We start from the raw sequence: 20,156 nt of genomic DNA on the forward strand, positions 1-20,156 counted from the left end.
GCGAAGGGGGTTGCTCTGTTAGAACTGCACTCTCTGGGTGAAGCCGCCGTCTACCACGATGTTCGCGCCGGTCATGTAGGGCACCGCCGGGCTCGCCACGAAGACGATCGCCTTGGCGACCTCGACCGGCTCGCCGAAGCGGCCCGTGGGCATCTTGGCGAGCGTCGCATCGAACAGCGGCTTCATGTGCTCCTCGATGATCTCCCAGTTGCCGCCCTTGTAGTAGATCGCGCCCGGGCTGACGGTGTTCACGCGGATGCCCTTGGCCGCCATCGCCTGGCTGAGCTGCGAGGCATAGGTGATCAGCGCCGCCTTGATCGCGTTGAAGGGGTTGGGGGCGATGAAGGTCTCGAGCGCGGCGGTCGAGGACAGCATGACGATCGAGCCGGTGCCCGACTTCTCGAGGTGGGGCGTGAGGGTCTCGACCGCATAGGCCGCGCCCTTCAGGTCCATGTCGAGACACGCCTGCCAGTCGCCCGCGCCGCCGGTGCCCGAGGCGCTGGCGGTGTGGACGAAGATGTCACAGCCGCCGAGTTCGGCCACGGCCTTTTCCAGCCACGCCTGGTAGGCCTCGGTGCCGCTCGCCATGTCGAAGACTTCGGCGAAGACCTTGCCGGGGCCTGCAGCGTCGATCGCGGCCTTGGCGGCCTCGATCTTGTCTTCCTTGCGCGAGAAGAAGGCGACATCCGCACCCTCGGCGGCGAACAGCTTGAGGGATTCGAGGCCGAGCCCGTGGGCCCCGCCGTTCATGATGACCTTCTTGCCCTTCAGTCCCAGATCCATCGCGCCTCTCCCCGGCTTGTGCTTGTGATCCGAGGGGATAGCCCAGCGGGCGGGTGGGGCGTATCGTCAATTTTGACGGGGTGGCCGCCGCTTTAGCGCACGTCGCTCCACGGCTTGGAGAGCAGGCCCGCGCAGTTGATCACGCCGACCAGCGAATAGGTCTGGGGGAAATTGCCCCACAATTCGCCGGTGACGAAGTCGATGTCCTCGCTCAGCAGGCCCGAGGCGGTGGTGTGGCTGAGCATGGTCGAAAAGAGCCCGCGCGCCTCGTCGCTGCGACCGGCAAGGTGCAGCGCCTCGATCAGCCAGAAGGTGCAGACGTTGAAGGCGGTCTCGGGCAGGCCGAAATCGTCCTCGGCAGCATAGCGCAGCATGAAATCGCCGCGCCTGAGCTGCTCCTCCACGGCGGCGAAGGTGGACAGGAAGCGCGGGTTGTCGGGCGCGAGGAACCTGAGTTCGACCATCTGGAGCAGGCTCGCATCGAGATAGTCGCTCTCGAAGCTGGCGCCGTAGTGGCCGCCGTCCTCGCCTCCATCAACCCACGCCTCGGCCTCGATCGTCGCGCGGATGGCGTCGGCCCGCGCGCGCCAGAGTTGGGCGCGGTCGGTCTTGCCGAGCCAGTCGGCGGCCATCGCCAGCCGGTCGCAGGCGGCCCAGCTCATCACCGCCGAATAGGTGTGCACCTCCTTGCGGGTGCGGAACTCCCACAGGCCCGCATCGGGCTGGTCGTGCATCGCATAGGCCATCTCGCCCACCGCCTCGAGGCTCTCGAAATCGCGCTCGTCGGCGATGCGCAGCAAGCGCTGGTCGATGAAGCCCTGCACCGTCGGCAGCACGATCTGGCCGTAGCAGTCGTGCTGGACCTGCTGGTAGGCGGCATTGCCCACGCGCACCGGCCCCATCCCGCGATAGCCCGCCAGCGCGGGCGCGGCGGTCTCGTGCAGTTCGGATACGCCCATCACCGAATAGAGCGGCTGGATCTGCCCGCCCTTGGCCGCATCGACGATGTTCCTGAGATAGGCGAGATATTTCTCCAGCACATCCAGCGCGCCCAGCCGGTTGAGCGCCTGCACGGTGTAGTAGGAATCGCGGATCCAGCAGTAGCGGTAGTCCCAGTTCCGCTCCGAATGGGGCGCCTCGGGGATCGAGGTGGTGAGCGCGGCGACGATCGCGCCGGTCTCCTCGTGCTGGCACAGCTTCAGCGTGATGGCGCAGCGGATAACCTCGGGCTGCCATTCGACGGGTGTCGCGAGGCCCCGCACCCAGCGTTGCCAGTAATCGCGCGTCGCCTGCTCCATGCGACGGATTTCCTCGCGCAGGGGGCCGCCGAAGGGCTCGTCGGGGCCGAGGAAGAAATGCGTGTCCGCCTCCAGCCGGAAGGGGCGCCCCTCTAGCACGTAGCCGACCGGTGCGTCGGTGGTGAGCCGCAGCGCCTGGGGGCCGGTGAGATAGCGGATGTGGTTGGTGCCGTGGGTGGTCTCGGCCCGCGCGGCCCCGTAGTCGCGCATCGGCGTGAGAACCACGCGGATGCGCGGGGATCCCGCCACCGGCCGCACGATCCGCCCGATCGCCACGGGGCGGTACATCCGCCCCTTGCCCTCGTGCCGCGGGCAGAAATCGAGCACCTCGACGGCGCTGCCGTCCTCCGCCTCGAGGCGGGTGACGAGGATCGGGGTGTTGCGGATATAGGACTGCGAGGCGGACACCTGCCCGACCAGTTCGATCCGCCAGACGCCGTCCTCGCGGTTCGCGCCGTTCATCAGCGAACAGAACACCGGATCGCCATCGACGCGCGGCACGCAGGCCCACACGATCGCGCCCTCGCGGTCGACGAGCGCGCTGATCTGGCAATTGCCGATCGGCCAGAGTTCGAGGTCGGGGGTCGCCGGGGAAGCCACGCCCGGTGGCATAAGGGCCTGGGGCCGGTGGTCAAAAGCCGCACCCGCCATCCGCCGCGAGTGGTGGCGGGGACACGGCGAGCCGCAGGTCCGGGGCGCGCGGCCCCGGTGCCCCGATCCTCAGCGCCGTTCCTTGGGCAGGTGTCGGCGCACCACAGTGTTCGGCGGCGCCGGTCAGTCCGGGATTCTGGCGAGGTAGGAGTTCAGATCCTTCATCTTCCGATTGAGGAAGCCACGGATCTCGAAGGTGTAATCGGCGTCGCCGATCTGCGCCGGAAAAAGGAAGCCGCGGCCCGATCGCCTCAGATAGCCGCGCGCGACGAGGCCGTTGACCCGCCGCCGTGTGGTCTCGCGGCTCATGCCTAGGCTGGTGTAGATGAACTTGAGACTGACCGCGGGCCGGGCCTCGTCGGGGATCGCGGCATCCTCGTTCGCGAAGGTGCGCGTTAGGAACGGGTCCTTCCTGAGCTCCCGGGTGCTCTCGGAGGCGACGAGGCAGATGATCGCGACCTCCTCGACGGTGAGATCGTTCTGGTGAACGCCGAAGCGCAGGAATTCGCTGAACAGCTCGACGAAGAACGACGCGACATAGCGCGATGCGACACCCGACATATCGACCTCTTGCCCCAACCGGCCCCGGTCGCGCCTTGACGCGCCGCGACTCTCCCCGCGAAGGCTGGCATGGTTAACGAACGATATGAAGGGACACGCCCCAGATTGGGCTAAAGTCATGAAATATGGTGCTGCTGGGGAGGATTGAACTCCCGACCTCACCCTTACCAAGGGTGCGCTCTACCACTGAGCTACAGCAGCGCCGGAAACAGGCGCGCCCTATTGTCGCGCCTCCCCGCAATGTCAAGCGGGGGTTGAAGCTGTGCTCCCATATCGGCAATGCGTTTCGCATGAGTGAAGACCCTCGCAAGAATATGTCACGCGAAGAGCGGCTCGCGGCCAAGCTGCGCGAGAACCTGCGACGCAGGAAGGCGCAGGCGCGGGCGATGGGCGATTCGGATGTGACGGAATCGCTTCCCATTCGCTCGGACGAAAGCTAACCCCCCGCCCTCAACCGCACTGACGGAAAGCGACAATGCCCAAGCTCATCCTCGTCCGCCACGGCCAGAGCCAGTGGAACCTCGAAAACCGCTTCACCGGCTGGTGGGATGTCGACCTAACCGAAAAGGGCGTCGCCGAGGCCACCGCCGCCGGTCACCTGCTGCGCGAGAAGGGCGTGCTGCCGACTTATGCCTTCACCTCGCTCCAGACCCGCGCGATCAAGACGCTGCACCTAGCGCTGGAGGCGGCAGGGCGGCTGTGGATCCCTGAGGTCAAGGACTGGCGGCTCAACGAGCGCCACTATGGGGGCCTCACCGGCCTCGACAAGGCCGAGACCGCGGCCAAGCACGGCGATGATCAGGTGAAGATCTGGCGCCGCAGCTTCGACATTCCCCCGCCGGTGCTGGAAGCGGGGAGCGAATTCGATCTCGCCAGCGACCCGCGCTATGCCGGGATCGCGATCCCCTCGACCGAGAGCCTAAAGCTCACGATCGAGCGCGTGCTGCCCTATTGGGAAAGCACCATCCTGCCCGTGCTGGCGCGCGGCGAGACGGTGATCATCGCCGCCCACGGCAATTCCCTGCGCGCGCTGGTGAAGCACCTTTCGGGCATCTCCGACGCGGACATCACCGACCTCGAGATTCCCACCGGCCAGCCGATCGTCTACGACTTCGATGGCGACCGGGTCGCAGGTGAACGCCACTATCTGAAGGACGCGTGATGGACGCCATCGGGGGGAAGGTCGCGATCGTGATGGGCAGCCAGTCCGACTGGCCGACCATGAAGGCCGCCGCCGAGGTGCTCGACGAGCTGGAAGTGCCCCACGAGGCGCGGATCGTCTCGGCCCACCGCACGCCCGACCGGATGGTCGCTTTCGCGAAGGGCGCCGAGGGCGAGGGCTTCTCCGTCATCATCGCCGGCGCGGGCGGCGCGGCTCACCTGCCCGGGATGATCGCCAGCATGACGCACCTCCCGGTGCTGGGCGTTCCGGTGCAGTCGAAGGCATTGAGCGGCATGGATAGCCTGCTCTCGATCGTGCAGATGCCGGGCGGCATTCCCGTCGGCACGCTGGCGATCGGCGAGGCGGGGGCGAAGAACGCGGGGCTGCTGGCGGCCTCGATCCTGGCGCTCTCGGACGAGGATCTCTCCGAACGCCTGCAGGACTGGCGCGCCGCGAAGAGCGCGGGCGTGGGCGAGGTGCCGGAGGACTGATGCTTCCCCCCGGTTCCACCATCGGCATCCTCGGCGGCGGGCAGCTGGGCCGGATGATGGCGGTCGCCGCCTTGCAGCTCGGCTACCGGGTCGTCGGCTTCGCGCCCGAGGGCGACAATGTCGCGGCCGATGCCTGCTCGGGCTTCATCACCGCCGAGTGGGACGATGCTGCGGCGCTCGGGCAATTCGCCGCGGCCTGCGATGTGGTGACGTGGGAATTCGAGAACGTGCCCGTCTCCACCGTCGCGGCCCTGCCCGAACCGCTGCTGGCCTGCCCCGTCCGCGCGCTCGAGGTGGCGCAGGACCGGCTGCGCGAGAAGGCCTTCGCTGCCGAACTCGGCGGGGTGCCTGCGCCCTATCGGGCGGTGGAGAGTGCCGAAGATCTCGCCGCCGCCATCGCCGCGGTCGGCACCCCCGGCATCCTCAAGACCGCGCGCGACGGCTATGACGGCAAGGGCCAGTGGCGGGTACGCTCGGTGGTCGAGGCCGGAACGGCCGTCTTCCCGGGTGTGACCTGCATCTACGAGGGCTTCGTGACGTACGAGACCGAGTTCTCGGTCATTCTCGTGCGCGGGGCCGATGGCGAGGTGCGGTTCTGGGATTCGACCGCCAATCTTCACGAGGGCGGGATGCTCGCCCAGTCGATCCTCCCGGCGGGCGCGCTGGTCGAGGCGCAGGTCCCCGCCGCGCGCGAACTGGCGGCAAGGGTCGCCGAGGCGCTCGGCTATGTCGGGGTGCTGACGCTGGAATTCTTCGCCACCCGCGAAGGCCCGGTGTTCAACGAGATGGCCCCGCGGGTCCACAATTCCGGCCACTGGACGATCGAAGGCGCGGCCACGAGCCAGTTCGAGAACCACATCCGCGCGATCTGCGAGTTGCCGCTGGGGGGCACCAAGACCCGCTTCGCCAGCATCGAAATGCGCAACATCGTCGGCGAGGATGCGCTGAAGGCCCACATGATCCTCGCCGAACCCGGCGAGCCGCACCTCCACCTCTACGGCAAGGCCGAAGCGCGCGAGGGGCGCAAGATGGGCCATGTCACCCGCGTCGGGCACGCGCTGAAATGACGCCCGAAATCGTGCTGATCTACGCCCGCGCCGCCAATGGCGCGATCGGCAACGAGGGCGACCTGCCCTGGCGCCTGCCCGCCGACCTCAAGCGGTTCAAGGCGCTGACGATGGGCCAAAAAGGACTTGGTCTCCCGATGATCATGGGCCGCAAGACCTTCGAGAGCCTGCCCGGCCTCCTCCCCGGGCGCCGCCACATCGTCCTCTCCCGCCGCGAGGGCTTCGCGCCCGAAGGCGTGGCGATGGCCGGGTCGGTCCAGGAGGCGCTGGCGCTGGCGGCCGAGGGGAACGCAACAGGCGAGGTGGCGGTGATCGGCGGGGCGGCGATCTACGACGTGTTCATGCCGCTCGCACACCGCATCGAACTCACCCAGATCCATGCCGACTACGCGGGCGACACCTTCATGGCCGAGCCGGGCCGCGAATGGGTGCTGACCGCGCGCGAGGATCATGCGGCAGACGGCGCACACCCCGCCTTCTCCTTCCTGACGTTCCGGCGGGCGGGGGCGCAGGGCTGATGCGCTGGCTCGATCACCGCGAGACGATGCCCGAGCCCTTGCGGGGCGCCGTGATCGCGCTCGGCAATTTCGACGGGTTCCATCGCGGGCACCAGGCGGTTGCGGGCGAGGCGATCCGCTGGGCACACGCCGAGGGCCGCCCCTCGATCATCGCCACCTTCGATCCCCACCCGGTGCGCTTCTTCCGCCCCGATGTGCCGCCCTTCCGCCTGACGACGCTGGAGCAGCGGCAGGAATTGTATCTGGCGGCAGGCGCGACCGCGATGCTGGTGTTCCACTTCGACGCGGAACTCGCCGGGACGAGCGCGGAGGATTTCATCCAGCGCATCCTGATCGACCGCTTCGGCGCACACGGCGTGGTCACTGGGGGTGACTTCACCTTCGGCAAGGGCGCGAAGGGCAATGTCGATCTGCTGCGCACCCTCGGCGGCGAGCTGGGGCTGCAATCGCGGGTCGTGGACGCGGTGGCCGAGGGCGGAGAGGTCGTCTCCTCCAGCCGCATCCGCCAGGCCCTGCGCGACGGCGACCCGCAGGAGGCCGCGCGGTTGCTCACCCGGCCCTTCGCGATCCGCGGCATCGTCGAACATGGCGACAAGCGCGGGCGCACCATCGGCTATCCCACTGCCAATCTCGGCGTGGAGAATTACCTGCGCCCCAAATACGGCATCTACGCCGTGACGGGCCGCATACTCGCCACGGGCGAGGTGCTGAAGGGCGCCGCCAACATCGGCATCCGCCCGCAGTTCGAACCGCCCAAGGAGCTGCTCGAGCCCTATTTCTTCGACTTTGCCGGCGACCTCTACGGTCAGGAGATCGAGGTGGCCTTCCACCACTACCTGCGCGGCGAGGCGAAGTTCGACAGCCTCGAGGCGCTGATCGCCCAGATGGACAAGGATTGCGCCGAGGCGCGGCGGTTGCTTTCCTCGTCATTGCGAGCGTAGCGCGGCAATCTAGGGCGACACGCGATGCGCTCTGGATTGCCGCGCGGCTCCGCCGCTCGCAATGACGAGCCTTTGCAGTTGCGGGATGAAAGGCTAAGGCCCCGCGCGATATGTCCGACGAACCCACGCAGCGCGATTACCGGGACACCGTCTTCCTGCCGAAGACCGATTTCCCCATGAAGGCCGGCCTCCCCCAGAAGGAGCCGGGCATTGCCGCGCGCTGGGAAGCGATTGGCCTCTATGACGCGCTGCGCAAGAGCCGGAAGGGCCGGGAAAAGTTCATCCTCCACGACGGCCCGCCCTACGCCAATGGCGACATGCATATCGGCCATGCGCTCAACCACATCCTCAAGGACATGGTCTGCCGCACCCAGAACCTGCTGGGCCGCGATGCGCCTTACGTGCCGGGCTGGGACTGCCACGGCCTCCCCATCGAATGGAAGGTCGAGGAGCAGTACCGCAAGGAGAAGAAAGCCAAGCCCGTCCTCACCGGCAAGGGGCGTGACGAGGCGGCGGTGAAGGCCTTCCGCGACGAGTGCCGTGCCTATGCGCAGCACTGGGTCGACGTGCAGCGCGGGCAGCTGAAGCGCCTCGGCATCATGGGCGACTGGGACCACCCCTACCTCACCATGCAGAAGGAGAGCGAGGCGGTGATCGTCGCCGAGCTGCTCAAGCTGGTCGAGGCGGGGAACCTCTACCGCGGCTCGAAGCCGGTGATGTGGTCGCCCGTGGAGCAGACCGCACTGGCCGAGGCGGAGGTCGAATACGAAGACATCACCTCGACCCAGATCGACGTGGGCTTTGAGATCGTCGAGAGCCCGATCCCCGAACTGGTCGGCGCCCACGCGGTGATCTGGACGACGACGCCGTGGACGATCCCGGTGAACCAGGCTTTGGCCTATGGGCCCGAGGTTGAGTACGCCTTGTGCTCCATAGAGTACGATTTTGCCGCTGGCCTCTTGGATCCGGACAACCTGCCGGACGACACATCTGATCGTTCGGGACGCATTCGTCGCAAAATGATCGAGGAGATAAAGAAGTCATCTCGCAAGAGGGCGCGGTTCTTCGTGGCACGAGACCTTGTCGAGAGCTTTACAAGCCGCCTGAAAGCCGATGTGGTGAGGCAGGTCGAAGCGAAGACAATGCCTCCGAATGCATCAATAGTAGCTGTCGACATAGAGCAAACCTTTAGAGGCGCAGACCTCGCCGGCACCCTCGCCCGCCACCCGATGCACCATCTCGGCGGGTTCTACGCGGCCCCGCGCCCGCTGCTTCCCGGCGACTTCGTCACCACCGATAGCGGCACCGGCCTCGTCCACATGGCGCCCGATCATGGCGAGGACGACTTCGAGCTGTGCAAGGCGAACGGCATCAACCCGGTCTTCGCGGTGATGGACGACGGGCGCTACCGCGACGACTGGGGCTGGCTCGGCGGCGCGGATGAGCGGCGCATGAGCGTCATCAACCCCAAGTTCAACGCGCCCGACGGCCCGATCTGCTCCGACCTCGCCGAAGCCGGCGCCCTGCTGGCGGCGAGCGCGGACTATGCGCACTCCTACCCCCATTCGTGGCGCTCCAAGGCCAAGGTGATCTTCCGCTGCACGCCCCAGTGGTTCGTGCCGATGGATCAGAAAACCGTTCGCCCTGAGCTTGTCGGAAGCGTAGCTGATCCGCAGGATCAACGGCTGTCCTTCTCTTCAACCGACGGTGCTGAAGAAAGTGCAGGGCTTCGACAGGCTCAGCCCGAACGGAGTTTGAGGGACGTAGCCCTCGCCGAGATCGCACGGGTGAAATTCATCCCCGAAAAGGGCCGCAACCGCATCGGCGCGATGGTCGAGGGCCGGCCCGACTGGGTGCTGAGCCGCCAGCGCGCCTGGGGCGTGCCGATCACTTTGTTCGTGCGGCCCGACGGCTCCTACCTGCAAGACCCCGCCGTGAACGCCCGCATCGTCGCGGCGGTGAACGCGGAAGGCATGGACGCGTGGAACAGCGCCAACAAGGCGGCCTTCCTCGGCCCGGACCATGACCCGGCAGAATTCGAGATGGTCACCGACATTCTCGACGTGTGGTTCGATTCGGGCTGCACCCATGCCTTCGTGCTTGAAAGCGGGCGCTGGCCGGACCTGCAATGGCCCGCCGACCTCTATCTCGAAGGCTCTGACCAGCATCGCGGCTGGTTCCAGTCCTCGCTGCTGCAATCCTCGGCCACCCGCGGCCGCGCGCCTTACGACCAGGTTCTCACCCACGGCTTCACGATGGATGCCAAGGGCAAGAAGATGTCCAAGAGCCTCGGCAACACGGTCGATCCCTTGAAGGTGATGGAGACCTACGGCGCGGACATCATCCGGCTGTGGGCGCTGAGCGTCGACTTCACCGAGGATCACCGCATCGGCGACGAGATCCTGAAGGGCGTCGGCGACCAGTATCGCAAGCTCCGCAACACCTTCCGCTATCTGCTCGGCGCGCTCGACGGGTTCGTGGGCGACTGGAGCGACGCGGGCGAGCTGCCGGAGCTGGAGGTCTACGTCCTCTCGCTGCTCAGCGAGCTGGACGGGAAGCTGAAGGCGGCGGCGGAGGCCTACGACTTCAACACCTACACCCGCCTGCTGGTCGATTTCTGCAACGAGGACCTCAGCGCCTTCTTCTTCGATATCCGCAAGGACTCGCTCTATTGCGACGGGCCGGAGAGCACCACGCGCAACGCCTATCGCACCGTGCTCGACCTGCTGTTCCACGCGCTGGTGCGCTACGCCGCGCCGGTGCTGGTGTTCACGGCGGAGGAGGTGTGGCTCAGCCGCTATCCCGAGGATGGCGAGGCGGATGACGCGGGCCAGCGCGGCTCTGTCCACTTGCTCGAATGGCCGAGCATCCCCGGCGTCGTCGCCGACCGCGCGAAGTGGAACGCCCTCAGGGCCCTGCGCGACCAGGTCAACGAAGCGATCGAGCCGCTGCGGCGTGACAAGACCATCCGTTCGAGCCTTGAGGCCGAAGTGGTCGTCCCGGCAGCGGCCGTGCCGGACGGCATCACCGACGAACAGCTCGCCGAACTGTTCATCACCGCGACAGTCACCCGCGGGCAGGGCGAGGCCGTGATCGTGACCAAGACCAGCCACCACAAGTGCGGCCGCTGCTGGCGCCACCTGCCCGACGTGGCCGTCGAGGGGTCGTTGTGCACCCGTTGCGATGCGGTTGTCGGGTCATGAGCGGGCTGTTCACCCGAAATCGCGTGATCGGCCTCGCGCTTGCCGCCTTCGTGGCGGTGATCGACCAGGCGGTGAAGCTCTGGGTGATCGGCCCGCTCGACCTGCGCCGCGTGCTGCACATCGACCTGCTGCCCTTCTTCGACCTCACCTACATGGAGAACCGCGGCATCTCGCTCGGGATGTTCCAGGCGAACGACATGGAGACCCGCTGGCTGCTGGTCGCGCTCACCGCGGCCATCGCGCTGGTGGTGCTGGTGTGGATGATGCGCGAGAAGGCCCTCGCCGACATCGTCGGGCTGGCGCTGATCCTCGGCGGGGCGCTGGGGAATATCCGCGACCGCTATGACCTCGGCTATGTCATCGACTATGCCGATTTCCACATCGGGGACTTCCGCCCCTTCCTGATCTTCAACATCGCCGACGCCGCGATTACCCTCGGCGTCGTCATTATCCTTGCCCGCAGCCTGCTGGTGCGCGACAAGGGCGACACCGAAACCGGGGACGCGCCCCATGGAGAGCAACACAATGCGTAAGATGGCACCCCTGATCCTGCTGGCCGGCGCGGCCGCGATGCTGGCGGGTTGCGGCGGCGGCGGCGGGGTGTTCAACCGCGCGCGTCCCGACGAGTTCGCCGTGCAGCGCCAGGCGCCGCTGGTGGTTCCGCCCGATTTCACCCTCACCCCGCCCGCACCCGGCGCCCCGCGCCCCGCGGAAGGCACCGCCTCGGAACAGGCGCTCGAAGCCCTGTTCGGCGGCCCCGCGCCGCGCAGCCGGGTCGAGGCGAGCGTGCTTGATCGTGCCGGAAGCGCCGCGCCGAGCATCCGCTCGCAGGTCGGCGACACCGGGACCAACACCGTCGCCAAGGGCCGCGTCACCCGCGACATCATCGCGGCGCCGGAAGGTGACGGCCAGTCGGCTTCGACCGTAATCCCGAGCGCCTGACAGCAACATCCGTTCGCCTCGAGCCCTTCGGCAGGCTCACGATGAACTGCGGACTTCGTCGTCAGTCGAGAGGCCCGGTCAGGTGTCTCGACTGCGCTCGACACGAACGGGGTTGAGGCTTGCTTCTCAGTCCCCCTCGACCACCTTGCTCACCAGCAGCTTGTCGATGCGGCGGCCGTCCATGTCGACCACCTCGAAACGCCAGCCCTGGTCGGTGAAGTGCTCGCCTTCGTGCGGCAGCTTCTTCATCACCGACAGGGCATAGCCCGCCGCCGTCCCGAACTCGCGGTCCTCGCCGTAATCGAGCCCCAGCCGGTCGGCGAGCGCATCGGCCGAGAGCGATCCGGAGACCAGCAGCGATCCGTCCTCGCGCTCCACCACGCTCGGCAGGTCGCCGTCGTCGCTGTCGCTGGCGAAGTTGCCGACGATCGCGGTGAGCAGGTCGACGGGGGTGACGATGCCTTCGAAATGCCCGTATTCGTCGTGCACGACCGCCATCGCCACCTCGGCGGATTGCAGCACGCGCAGCGCATCCATCGCGTCGAGCTGATCGGGGACGACCTCCACCCTGCGCATCATTGCGCGCAGCGCGACGGGCCGACCGGCGACCAGCGCGGCGAGCACATCGCGCACCTTGACGACGCCGAGGATCGTGTCGGGCGAGCCTTCCGCGACCGGCAGAAGCGAGTGGGTGCTTTCCTCGATCGTCTCGCGCATCTCCGCCGCGTCGGCATCGGCATCGATCCAGTCGACCTCGGTGCGCGGGGTCATCATCTCGCGCACCGGTCGCTGGGCAAGGCGCACGACGCCGGTGAGGATCTGGCGCTGCTCCGCCTCGATCACGCCCGACCGGGTCGCCTCGGCGAAGATCATGCGCAGTTCCTCGGCGGTGACGCGGCCCTCGTCGCCGCTGCGGATGCCGAACAGGCGGATGATCGCGGCGGAGCTCGAATCGAGCACCCAAACCAGCGGTGCTGCGGCCTTGGCGAGGAAGGCCATCGGGCGCGCCATCACCAGCGAGACCGGCACCGCCGCCTGGAGCGCCAGCTGCTTGGGCACCAGCTCGCCGACGATCAGGCTGAGATAGGTGGTGACGGCGATCACCAGCGCGAAGCCGCTTTCGTCGGCGTAGCGTTCGGGAACCCCCAACGCCGCAAGCCGCTCGCCCACCGGGCCGCCGAGGCTCGCGCCCGAATAGGCGCCGGCGATGATCCCGATCAGCGTGATGCCGATCTGCACGGTCGAGAGGAACTTGCCCGGGTCCGCCGCGAGCGTGATCGCGATGCGCGCCGACGTCGATCCTGCTTCCGCCTTCGCCTCGAGCGCGCTGGTCTTGGCAGAGACGATCGCCAGCTCCGACATGGCGAACACGCCGTTGAGCACGACGAGCGCGAGGATGATGAACAGATCTGTCCAGGGAAAGGGTGTCACGCCCTTCGCGCTAGCACAATCCGGGTCGCTTGCCAGCCTTGCAACAGTGCAACGAGCCGCGCGGGCGCACGGCGTGGCGGGTTTGTTCAACATGGGTCAAGGAAAGGACTTTCAAGAACCTTAGCGTCGCGCCGGATCGACGGCTTGTCGCCGCTGAGGCGACATGGCATCGTCGCGAAGAGTAAAGAGGGAGGCAACGTCATGAACATTTCACGTATCCTGCTTTCGGGCACCGCAGCCGTCGCGCTGCTGGGCACGAGCGCCTGCGTCACCGACCCCAACACCGGCGAGAAGAAGGTCTCCCGCACCGCGATCGGGACCGGTCTCGGCGGCACGCTCGGCTATCTGCTGGGCGGGGCGATCGGCGGGGACACCGGGCGCATCATCGGCGCCGGCATCGGCGGTTCGGCCGGTGCGATCCTCGGCAAGCAGTACGACGACCAGATCCGCGAGCTGAAGGAACAGACCGCGGGCAGCGGCGTGGATGTCGAGGAAGTGGGTGATCAGGACGCGATCCTCGTGCGCCTGCCCGACGGAGTGACTTTCTCCACCGGCTCGGCGGCGATCAATCCCGGCTTCTACGACACGCTGAACTCGGTCGCCGAGACGCTCATCAAGTATCCCAACAGCCTGATCGACGTTTACGGCTTCACCGACACCACCGGCTCGCCGGCGACCAACCAGCGCCTGTCGGAACAGCGCGCCCAGGCCGTCGCCGACTATCTCGCCGCGCGCGGGGTTGCGCGGGCGCGCATGGCGACCAGGGGCTTCGGCGAGAGCTACGATCACCTTCGCGTGAAGACCGGCGACAACGTCAACGAGCCGCTCAATCGCCGGGTCGAGATCAAGATCATCCCGGTCAGCCAGGACGACGTGAACGCCGCGCGCGCGGGCCGCTGATCGAGGGAATTACGTGAATTCTGGACGGGTCGCCCCCGGTGGGCGGCCCGTCTTGGTTGTTCGGCTGCGCGCGCCCTCCGGCCCGCGAAATCCTCGCTCATGCGACCTCAAGGTCGCGTCGCTGCGAGCGGCCGTTCGGCCTTGCGGGTCGCCCTGACGGGCGGCCCGTTTCAGCGCAGCGCCCTCGCCCGTTCCGCCAGCCGTTCGACCGCCGCCGCATGGATTGCGGGTGAGCACACCAGCACGCCGAAATCGCGCGGGTCGTGCTTGTTGTAGGCGAGCGGCCGGCCGAAGGCGTCGGTGACCTCCGCCCCCGCCTCGCGCGCGATCAGGGTCGCGGCGGCGATGTCCCATTCGTAGCCCCAGCGCAGCGTCGCCACCAGATCGGCTCGGTCGTCGGCCACCATCGCGATCCGGAGCGCGATCGAGTTGGGCTGCTCGACCGCGACGAGATCGCTGTCCTCCTTGGGCAAGCTGTGGGTCGGCACGCGGGCGCCGGCGAATTCGGTGCGCCGGCTCGCCGTGATGGGGGCATCGTTGAGCGTCGCGCCCTGCCCCGCCACCGCGATCCACTCCTCGCCCCGGGCCGGCGCGGCGAGCATTCCGATCAGCGGCTTTCCGGCACTTACCAGCGCCACCGAAACCGCCCAGCCATCGCGCCCGCGCACGAAATCGCGGGTGCCGTCGATCGGATCGACAAGCCAGATAAGGCCGCTCCGGGTGCGCAGCTTGTCGTCGGCGGTTTCCTCGGAAAGCCACGCGGCGGATGGTAGCAGCCGGCGCAGCTCGCGCTTGAGGAAGCGGTCGACCTCGAGGTCGGCCTCGCTCACCGGATTGCCCGGCGTCTTGTCCCAGCTGTGCAGCGCGTGCCCAGACCCCGGCCAGCGCGAAAGGGCGATCCTGCCCGCCTCGCGGACGATGGTCTGAAGGTGCGCCCTGTCAATCATGAGAGGCTTGCTGTTGCCCCTGCACAGGGCACTTTTCAAGAGGGACGATCCGTGCTTAGGCCCCGCGTGGACGAACCTCTCCCCAGGAATGCATTGAAGGGATCGATACGCAATGAACGTTCACGAATATCAGGCCAAGGAACTGCTCGCCAAGCACGGCATCGCGGTGCCCGCCGGCCATGCCGCTCTCAGCGTCGAAGAAGCGGTTGAGGCCGCCAAGAAGCTGCCCGGGCCGCTCTATGTCGTGAAGGCACAGATCCACGCGGGTGGCCGCGGCAAGGGCAAGTTCAAGGAACTGGGCCCCGACGCCAAGGGCGGCGTGCGCCTCGCCAAGAGCCTCGATGAAGTGGAAGCTCACGCCAAGGAAATGCTCGGCAACACTCTGGTGACGATCCAGACGGGCGAAGCGGGCAAGCAGGTCAACCGCCTCTACATCACCGACGGCGTCGACATCGCCAAGGAATACTACCTCTCGCTGCTGGTCGACCGCGCCACCGGCCGCGTCGCCTTCGTCGTGTCGACCGAGGGCGGGATGGACATCGAGACCGTGGCGCATGACACGCCCGAGCTGATCACCACCTTCACCGTCGACCCGGCGCAGGGCTTTCAGCCGCACCACGGCCGCGCGGTGGCCTTCGCGCTGAAGCTCCAGGGCGATCTCAACAAGCAGGCGCAGAAGCTGGCGAAGCAGCTCTACGACGCTTTCCTCGCCACCGATTGCGAAATGCTGGAAATCAACCCGCTGGTCGAAAGCGAAGACGGCAAGCTGCTGGTGCTCGACGCCAAGATGAGCTTCGACGGCAACGCCCTTTACCGCCACCCCGACATCGAAGCCCTGCGCGACGAGACCGAGGAAGACCCGGCGGAAATCGAAGCCAGCGAATACGACCTCGCCTACATCAAGCTCGACGGGAACATTGGCTGCATGGTGAACGGCGCGGGCCTCGCCATGGCGACGATGGACATCATCAAGCTGAATGGCGCTTTCCCGGCGAACTTCCTCGACGTGGGCGGCGGCGCCACCACCGAGAAGGTGACGGCGGCCTTCAAGATCATCCTCAAGGACCCGGCAGTCGAGGGCATCCTCGTCAACATCTTTGGCGGGATCATGAAGTGCGACGTGATCGCCAACGGCATCGTGCAGGCAGCGAAGGACGTGAACCTCCAGGTCCCGCTGGTGGTGCGCCTCGAAGGCACCAACGTGGCCGAGGGCAAGGCGATCCTCGCCAATTCGGGCCTCGCGATCGTGCCGGCCGACAACCTCGGCGATGCGGCGAAGAAGATCGTCGCGGAAGTGAAGAAGGCGGCCTGACACGGGCCTCGACATCCCGGGCGAGCGTGGCCGCGTATCACGCTCGCCCGGCCTGATTGCAGCCCGCCTCGCTTGACGTTTACGTAAACGCAAGCTAGGCGGGCGGCCAAGGCGCGAAGTGCGTCACGTGATTCTTTGAGAGGAAGGACAAGCCCCATGAAGATCCTCGTCCCCGTCAAGCGGGTGATCGATTACAACGTCAAGCCGCGGGTCAAGGCCGACGGCACGGGCGTCGATCTTGCCAACGTCAAGATGAGCATGAACCCCTTCGACGAGATCGCCGTCGAGGAAGCCATCCGCCTCAAGGAAAAGGGCGCGGCGACCGAGATCGTCGCTGTCTCGATCGGCCCGGCCAAGGCGCAGGAAACCCTGCGCACCGCGCTGGCAATGGGCGCCGACCGTGCGATCCTGGTGGAAACCGAGGAAGAGGTCGAGCCGCTGGCCGTCGCCAAGATCCTCAAGGCCATCGCTGACGAAGAAGCCCCCGGCCTCGTCATCCTCGGCAAGCAGTCGATCTCGGACGATTCGAACCAGACCGGCCAGATGCTCGCCGCCCTGATGGGCCGCCCGCAGGGCACCTTCGCCAACACCGTCGAAGTCGAGGGCGACTCGGTCACCGTGAAGCGCGAAGTCGACGGGGGCCTCCAGACCGTGAAGCTCGCCCTCCCCGCGATCGTCACCACCGATCTGCGCCTCAACGAGCCGCGCTACGCCTCGCTGCCCAACATCATGAAGGCCAAGCAGAAGCCGCTCGCGACCAAGACCGCCGCCGATTACGGCGTCGACCTCACCCCGCGCCTCAAGACGCTGAAGGTGCAGGAACCCGCCGTGCGCCAGGCCGGCGTCAAGGTCGCCGACGTCGCCGAACTGGTCGGCAAGCTCAAGACCCTCGGCATCGCCGATTGATTTGAACCACCCCCGTTCGTGCTGAGCTTGTCGAAGCACCGTCCTTCTTGAGGCGCGCGGGGAAAAAGGAAGTGCGGCCCTTCGACAAGCTCAGGCCGAACGGTTGAAAGAGGATAACGAGATGAAGACTCTGGTTCTCGTCGAACATGACAACACCAAGCTGCAGGACGCGACGCTGGCTGTCGTCACCGCCGCATCGAAGCTGGGCGAAGTGCACCTGCTGGTCGCCGGCCACAATTGCGGCGCGGTCGCCGAGGCTGCCGCCAAGATCGCGGGCGTGGGCAAGGTCCACGTCGCCGACGACGCGGCCTATGCCAACGGCCTTGCCGAAAACGTCGCCCCGCTCGCTGCCGAGCTGATGGGCCACCACGACGCCTTCCTCGCAGCCGCCACCACGCAGGGCAAGAACGTCGCCCCGCGCGTCGCCGCCCATCTCGACGTGATGCAGGTCTCCGAGATCCTGTCAGTCGAAGGCCCCAAGACCTTCACCCGTCCGATCTACGCCGGCAACGCCATCGCCACCGTCGAATCGACCGATGCCAAGCTGGTCCTCACCGTGCGCGGCACCGCCTTCGAGAAGGCCGCGACCGAGGGTGGCTCGGGCACCATCGAGGCCGTCAGCGGCCCGGGCGACGCGGGCACCTCGAGCTTCGTAAGCTCGGAAATCGCCAAGAGCGAGCGTCCGGAACTGACCAGCGCGAAGATCATCGTCTCGGGCGGCCGCGCCCTCAAGGACGCGGAGACCTTCGAGGCGACCATCACCCCGCTCGCCGACAAGCTCGGCGCCGCCATCGGCGCGAGCCGCGCGGCGGTCGATGCGGGCTATGTCCCCAACGACTACCAGGTCGGCCAGACCGGCAAGATCGTCGCCCCCGAAGTCTACTTCGCCATCGGCATCTCGGGCGCGATCCAGCACCTTGCGGGGATGAAGGACTCCAAGGTCATCATCGCCATCAACAAGGACGAAGACGCCCCGATCTTCCAGGTCGCGGACATCGGCCTTGTCGGCGACCTGTTCACCGCCGTGCCGGAGCTCACCAACGCGCTCTGAGGCGCGGGCTCCCGCAATGACTTGATATTGCAAGAAACCCCCGGCAAGCTGCGCGGCTGCCGGGGGTTTTTCGTGCGCATCATCCGACTTTCCTGTCTCGCCGCGACCGCCGCAGCCATCCTCGCTGCACCGGCCACCGCTGCCGAAAGGCTGCTGCTTGAGCCTGCCTCCCCCTGGCAACTGCGCGAGTACGAGGACCGCTGCCGTGCCAGTCGGGAATTCGGCGAGGGCGAGCAGCGCACCACCCTGTGGATCGAGCAGGGCGGACTCGAACCGATCTACAACGTCACCCTGATCGGCCAGCCGCTGCGCAACCCCTATGGCGCCGGCATCCATGTGCGGTTCGGCGAGAATCCGGAATTCATTCGCAGCTACATCGCCGCCGAATCGAGCAAGGGCCGCCCGGTGCTGACCATGTACGGGGTGACGGTCAGGCAGCCGAAGATGCAGCGCGACGGCGACGAGGAGGCGCCGGACCTCGGCTTCGACATCGGCGATGCCAACGCCATCACCACGCTCGATCTCAGGACCTCGATCCGCCAGCCGATCCGGCTCGCGATAGGCCCGATGCTGGAAACCTTCGGCGTGCTCGGACTGTGCGGGGCGAAGCTTTCGGGGATACTGTCGGAAGCGGGGCGTCCGCTCACCGGTGAGGCCAAGCCGCCCGTAGCCATCAAGCCGGATAGCTGGCTCACCGCGGTCGACTACCCCGGCTGGCTCGCACGCGCCCAGATGGAAGGGCGAGTGACCGTGCGCCTCACCGTCGATCGCGAAGGGCGGGCAAGCTCCTGCTTCGTAACCGAGAGCAACAAGCCGCAGTTGTTCGACGACGCCGTCTGCCTCGGGCTGATGAAGCGGGCGCGCTTCGAACCGGCGCGAAACGCGGCAGGCGAGCCGGTCGCCTCCTATTACTTCCACGGGATCAGCTTCACCATGTCGTGAGGTGCATCCGTCACGGAAGGGTGCCTATCAAGCTCTTGAAAACATGATAGACCTCCGGTAACTTTCAATCATCAACGGAGGTTTCCCATGGGTCGCACCATTCGGATTCTCGTGCCGCTGCTGCTCGCCGCCCTTCCGGGGGTGGCCGCCGCGCAGACCGTGCTCCTTTTGCCGAGCGCCGCATGGCAGCGCGAGAGCGACGGGAACCGCTGCCGGATCAGCCGGGTCTTCGGCGAGGGCGATGCCCGCCACATCCTGATGCTGGACCGCATGGCGCCGGGTGACCGTGTGCACGTCACGCTCGCCGGACCGGCGATCACCGACTTCACCGACGAGACCCGGGCCGAACTCGATCTCGCGGACGCCGCACCCCCCGTCCGTGTAATCCCGCTTCTGGGAGAAGTAGACGGGTTCGGTGCCGGGCTCAAGCTGTCCGGCATCGACCTCGCGCGCGGCGGAGCGGAGGCGTCAGATGCCGAGGAAGTCGTCACGCTCGCCCAGCGCGGGCAGAGGCTGCGCCTCCAAACCGGCGCTCTGGGCGAGGTGGTCGCCGCGCTCGACGATTGCGCGCGAGGCCTAGCGGCAAGCTGGGGCCTCGATGTGGCGCGGTTCGGCGACGTGACGAGCGGGCCCCGGTTGCTCAACGGAGCCGCCGTGCGCCGCGGCATCGGCAACTCCTTCGCCGAGCACTGGCGCTGGTATTCCCATACCGACGGGATCGCCCATGTCCGCGTGATCGTGAACGAGGCGGGGCAGCCGGAAGATTGCACCGTGGTCTACGGCACCACCGGCGCGGCGCCGAACGACCGCGCCTGCCGGATCATGCGCAAGGCCCGCTTCGCGCCCGCGCTCGATGACGAGGGCAAGCCGGTCCGCGCCGCCTACACGGCGAGCTTCAAGGACAGGCGGAGAAATGCCCTCACGTTGGGGACGGGTCCCACGGATTGAGGTGTGCCCCAGGGAGGCAGGCCTGTCGCGAGCAGCGCAAGCGCTTCGTCGCAAAGGACTTTATTCGGTAACAGGGCTGCGGCACGATTGCCTCCCCTGCCG

General features: G+C 67.2%; 20 protein-coding genes and 1 tRNA gene. 15 read left to right on the plus strand and 6 right to left on the minus strand.

Annotation, left to right across the window (positions count from 1 at the left end; genetic code table 11):
• Positions 1-18: 18 nt before the first annotated feature.
• From CBR61_RS01420 to CBR61_RS01435, 4 genes are all read right to left on the minus strand, one after another.
• The gene (locus CBR61_RS01420) at positions 19-783 is read right to left on the minus strand and encodes an SDR family NAD(P)-dependent oxidoreductase (RefSeq protein WP_088912763.1); all 765 of its coding nucleotides are present in this window, start codon (positions 781-783) and stop codon (positions 19-21) included.
• 92 nt (positions 784-875) lie between these two features.
• Positions 876-2,693, minus strand: a complete 1,818-nt coding sequence (locus tag CBR61_RS01425) for a glycoside hydrolase family 15 protein (RefSeq protein ID WP_088912764.1) — start codon at positions 2,691-2,693, stop codon at positions 876-878.
• Positions 2,694-2,855: 162 nt separating this feature from the next.
• Positions 2,856-3,293: a hypothetical protein gene (locus tag CBR61_RS01430; protein WP_088912765.1), complete on the minus strand. Its 438-nt coding sequence runs from the start codon at positions 3,291-3,293 to the stop codon at positions 2,856-2,858.
• A 126-nt stretch (positions 3,294-3,419) separates the two neighbouring features.
• Positions 3,420-3,494: transfer RNA gene (locus CBR61_RS01435), tRNA-Thr, on the minus strand.
• Between the two features lie 89 nt (positions 3,495-3,583).
• Here CBR61_RS01435 and CBR61_RS16970 point away from each other — a divergent pair.
• The 9 genes from CBR61_RS16970 (at position 3,584) to CBR61_RS01480 (ending at position 11,617) form a co-directional block, all read left to right on the plus strand.
• A complete protein-coding gene (locus CBR61_RS16970; RefSeq protein WP_172835906.1) occupies positions 3,584-3,733 on the plus strand; it encodes a hypothetical protein in 150 nt (49 codons plus the stop codon).
• Positions 3,734-3,768: 35 nt separating this feature from the next.
• Complete coding sequence (gpmA, locus tag CBR61_RS01445) at positions 3,769-4,455, plus strand: 2,3-diphosphoglycerate-dependent phosphoglycerate mutase (RefSeq protein ID WP_088912767.1); 687 nt, start codon at positions 3,769-3,771, stop codon at positions 4,453-4,455.
• Positions 4,455-4,946, plus strand: coding sequence for a 5-(carboxyamino)imidazole ribonucleotide mutase (gene purE / locus CBR61_RS01450; protein ID WP_088912768.1), 492 nt, complete (start codon positions 4,455-4,457; stop codon positions 4,944-4,946). Before gpmA ends, purE begins: the two co-directional genes overlap by 1 nt.
• Entirely contained in the window at positions 4,946-6,013 is a 1,068-nt protein-coding gene (locus CBR61_RS01455) for a 5-(carboxyamino)imidazole ribonucleotide synthase (RefSeq protein ID WP_088912769.1), read from the plus strand. Before purE ends, CBR61_RS01455 begins: the two co-directional genes overlap by 1 nt.
• A complete protein-coding gene (locus CBR61_RS01460) occupies positions 6,010-6,531 on the plus strand; it encodes a dihydrofolate reductase (RefSeq protein ID WP_088912770.1) in 522 nt (173 codons plus the stop codon). Before CBR61_RS01455 ends, CBR61_RS01460 begins: the two co-directional genes overlap by 4 nt.
• A complete protein-coding gene (locus tag CBR61_RS01465) occupies positions 6,531-7,472 on the plus strand; it encodes a bifunctional riboflavin kinase/FAD synthetase (RefSeq protein ID WP_088912771.1) in 942 nt (313 codons plus the stop codon). Before CBR61_RS01460 ends, CBR61_RS01465 begins: the two co-directional genes overlap by 1 nt.
• A 110-nt stretch (positions 7,473-7,582) precedes the next feature.
• The gene (gene ileS / locus CBR61_RS01470; RefSeq protein ID WP_088912772.1) at positions 7,583-10,675 is read left to right on the plus strand and encodes an isoleucine--tRNA ligase; all 3,093 of its coding nucleotides are present in this window, start codon (positions 7,583-7,585) and stop codon (positions 10,673-10,675) included.
• Positions 10,672-11,208 (plus strand): signal peptidase II, encoded by a 537-nt coding sequence (lspA, locus tag CBR61_RS01475; protein ID WP_088912773.1) that lies wholly within the window; start codon positions 10,672-10,674, stop codon positions 11,206-11,208. The genes ileS and lspA overlap by 4 nt, the downstream gene beginning before the upstream one ends.
• Positions 11,201-11,617: a DUF3035 domain-containing protein gene (locus tag CBR61_RS01480; protein WP_088912774.1), complete on the plus strand. Its 417-nt coding sequence runs from the start codon at positions 11,201-11,203 to the stop codon at positions 11,615-11,617. The genes lspA and CBR61_RS01480 overlap by 8 nt, the downstream gene beginning before the upstream one ends.
• A gap of 126 nt (positions 11,618-11,743) precedes the next feature.
• Here the strand turns inward: CBR61_RS01480 and CBR61_RS01485 are convergent, their stop codons facing one another.
• On the minus strand, positions 11,744-13,048 hold the full coding sequence (locus CBR61_RS01485; protein WP_088912775.1) for a hemolysin family protein: 1,305 nt from the start codon (positions 13,046-13,048) through the stop codon (positions 11,744-11,746).
• 201 nt (positions 13,049-13,249) lie between these two features.
• Between CBR61_RS01485 and CBR61_RS01490 the strand changes: the two genes are divergently transcribed.
• Positions 13,250-13,948, plus strand: coding sequence for an OmpA family protein (locus tag CBR61_RS01490; protein WP_088912776.1), 699 nt, complete (start codon positions 13,250-13,252; stop codon positions 13,946-13,948).
• Between the two features lie 170 nt (positions 13,949-14,118).
• On the opposite strand, the gene CBR61_RS01495 is transcribed toward CBR61_RS01490, so the two are convergent.
• Complete coding sequence (locus CBR61_RS01495) at positions 14,119-14,895, minus strand: 3'(2'),5'-bisphosphate nucleotidase CysQ (protein WP_088912777.1); 777 nt, start codon at positions 14,893-14,895, stop codon at positions 14,119-14,121.
• A gap of 112 nt (positions 14,896-15,007) precedes the next feature.
• Here CBR61_RS01495 and sucC point away from each other — a divergent pair, with 112 nt between their 5' ends.
• The 5 genes from sucC (at position 15,008) to CBR61_RS01520 (ending at position 20,054) form a co-directional block, all read left to right on the plus strand.
• Positions 15,008-16,207: an ADP-forming succinate--CoA ligase subunit beta gene (gene sucC / locus CBR61_RS01500; protein ID WP_088912778.1), complete on the plus strand. Its 1,200-nt coding sequence runs from the start codon at positions 15,008-15,010 to the stop codon at positions 16,205-16,207.
• A gap of 156 nt (positions 16,208-16,363) precedes the next feature.
• Positions 16,364-17,113: an electron transfer flavoprotein subunit beta/FixA family protein gene (locus tag CBR61_RS01505; protein ID WP_088912779.1), complete on the plus strand. Its 750-nt coding sequence runs from the start codon at positions 16,364-16,366 to the stop codon at positions 17,111-17,113.
• Positions 17,114-17,234: 121 nt separating this feature from the next.
• Positions 17,235-18,164, plus strand: a complete 930-nt coding sequence (locus CBR61_RS01510) for an electron transfer flavoprotein subunit alpha/FixB family protein (protein ID WP_088912780.1) — start codon at positions 17,235-17,237, stop codon at positions 18,162-18,164.
• 72 nt (positions 18,165-18,236) lie between these two features.
• Positions 18,237-19,106 (plus strand): energy transducer TonB, encoded by an 870-nt coding sequence (locus CBR61_RS01515; protein WP_157696461.1) that lies wholly within the window; start codon positions 18,237-18,239, stop codon positions 19,104-19,106.
• Between the two features lie 87 nt (positions 19,107-19,193).
• Positions 19,194-20,054 carry an energy transducer TonB gene (locus CBR61_RS01520; RefSeq protein ID WP_088912782.1) on the plus strand — a complete coding sequence of 287 codons (861 nt, stop codon included), beginning with the start codon at positions 19,194-19,196 and terminating at the stop codon, positions 20,052-20,054.
• Positions 20,055-20,156 lie beyond the last annotated feature (102 nt).

It is taken from the genome of Porphyrobacter sp. CACIAM 03H1 (genome assembly GCF_002215495.1).
Taxonomy (GTDB): domain Bacteria; phylum Pseudomonadota; class Alphaproteobacteria; order Sphingomonadales; family Sphingomonadaceae; genus Erythrobacter.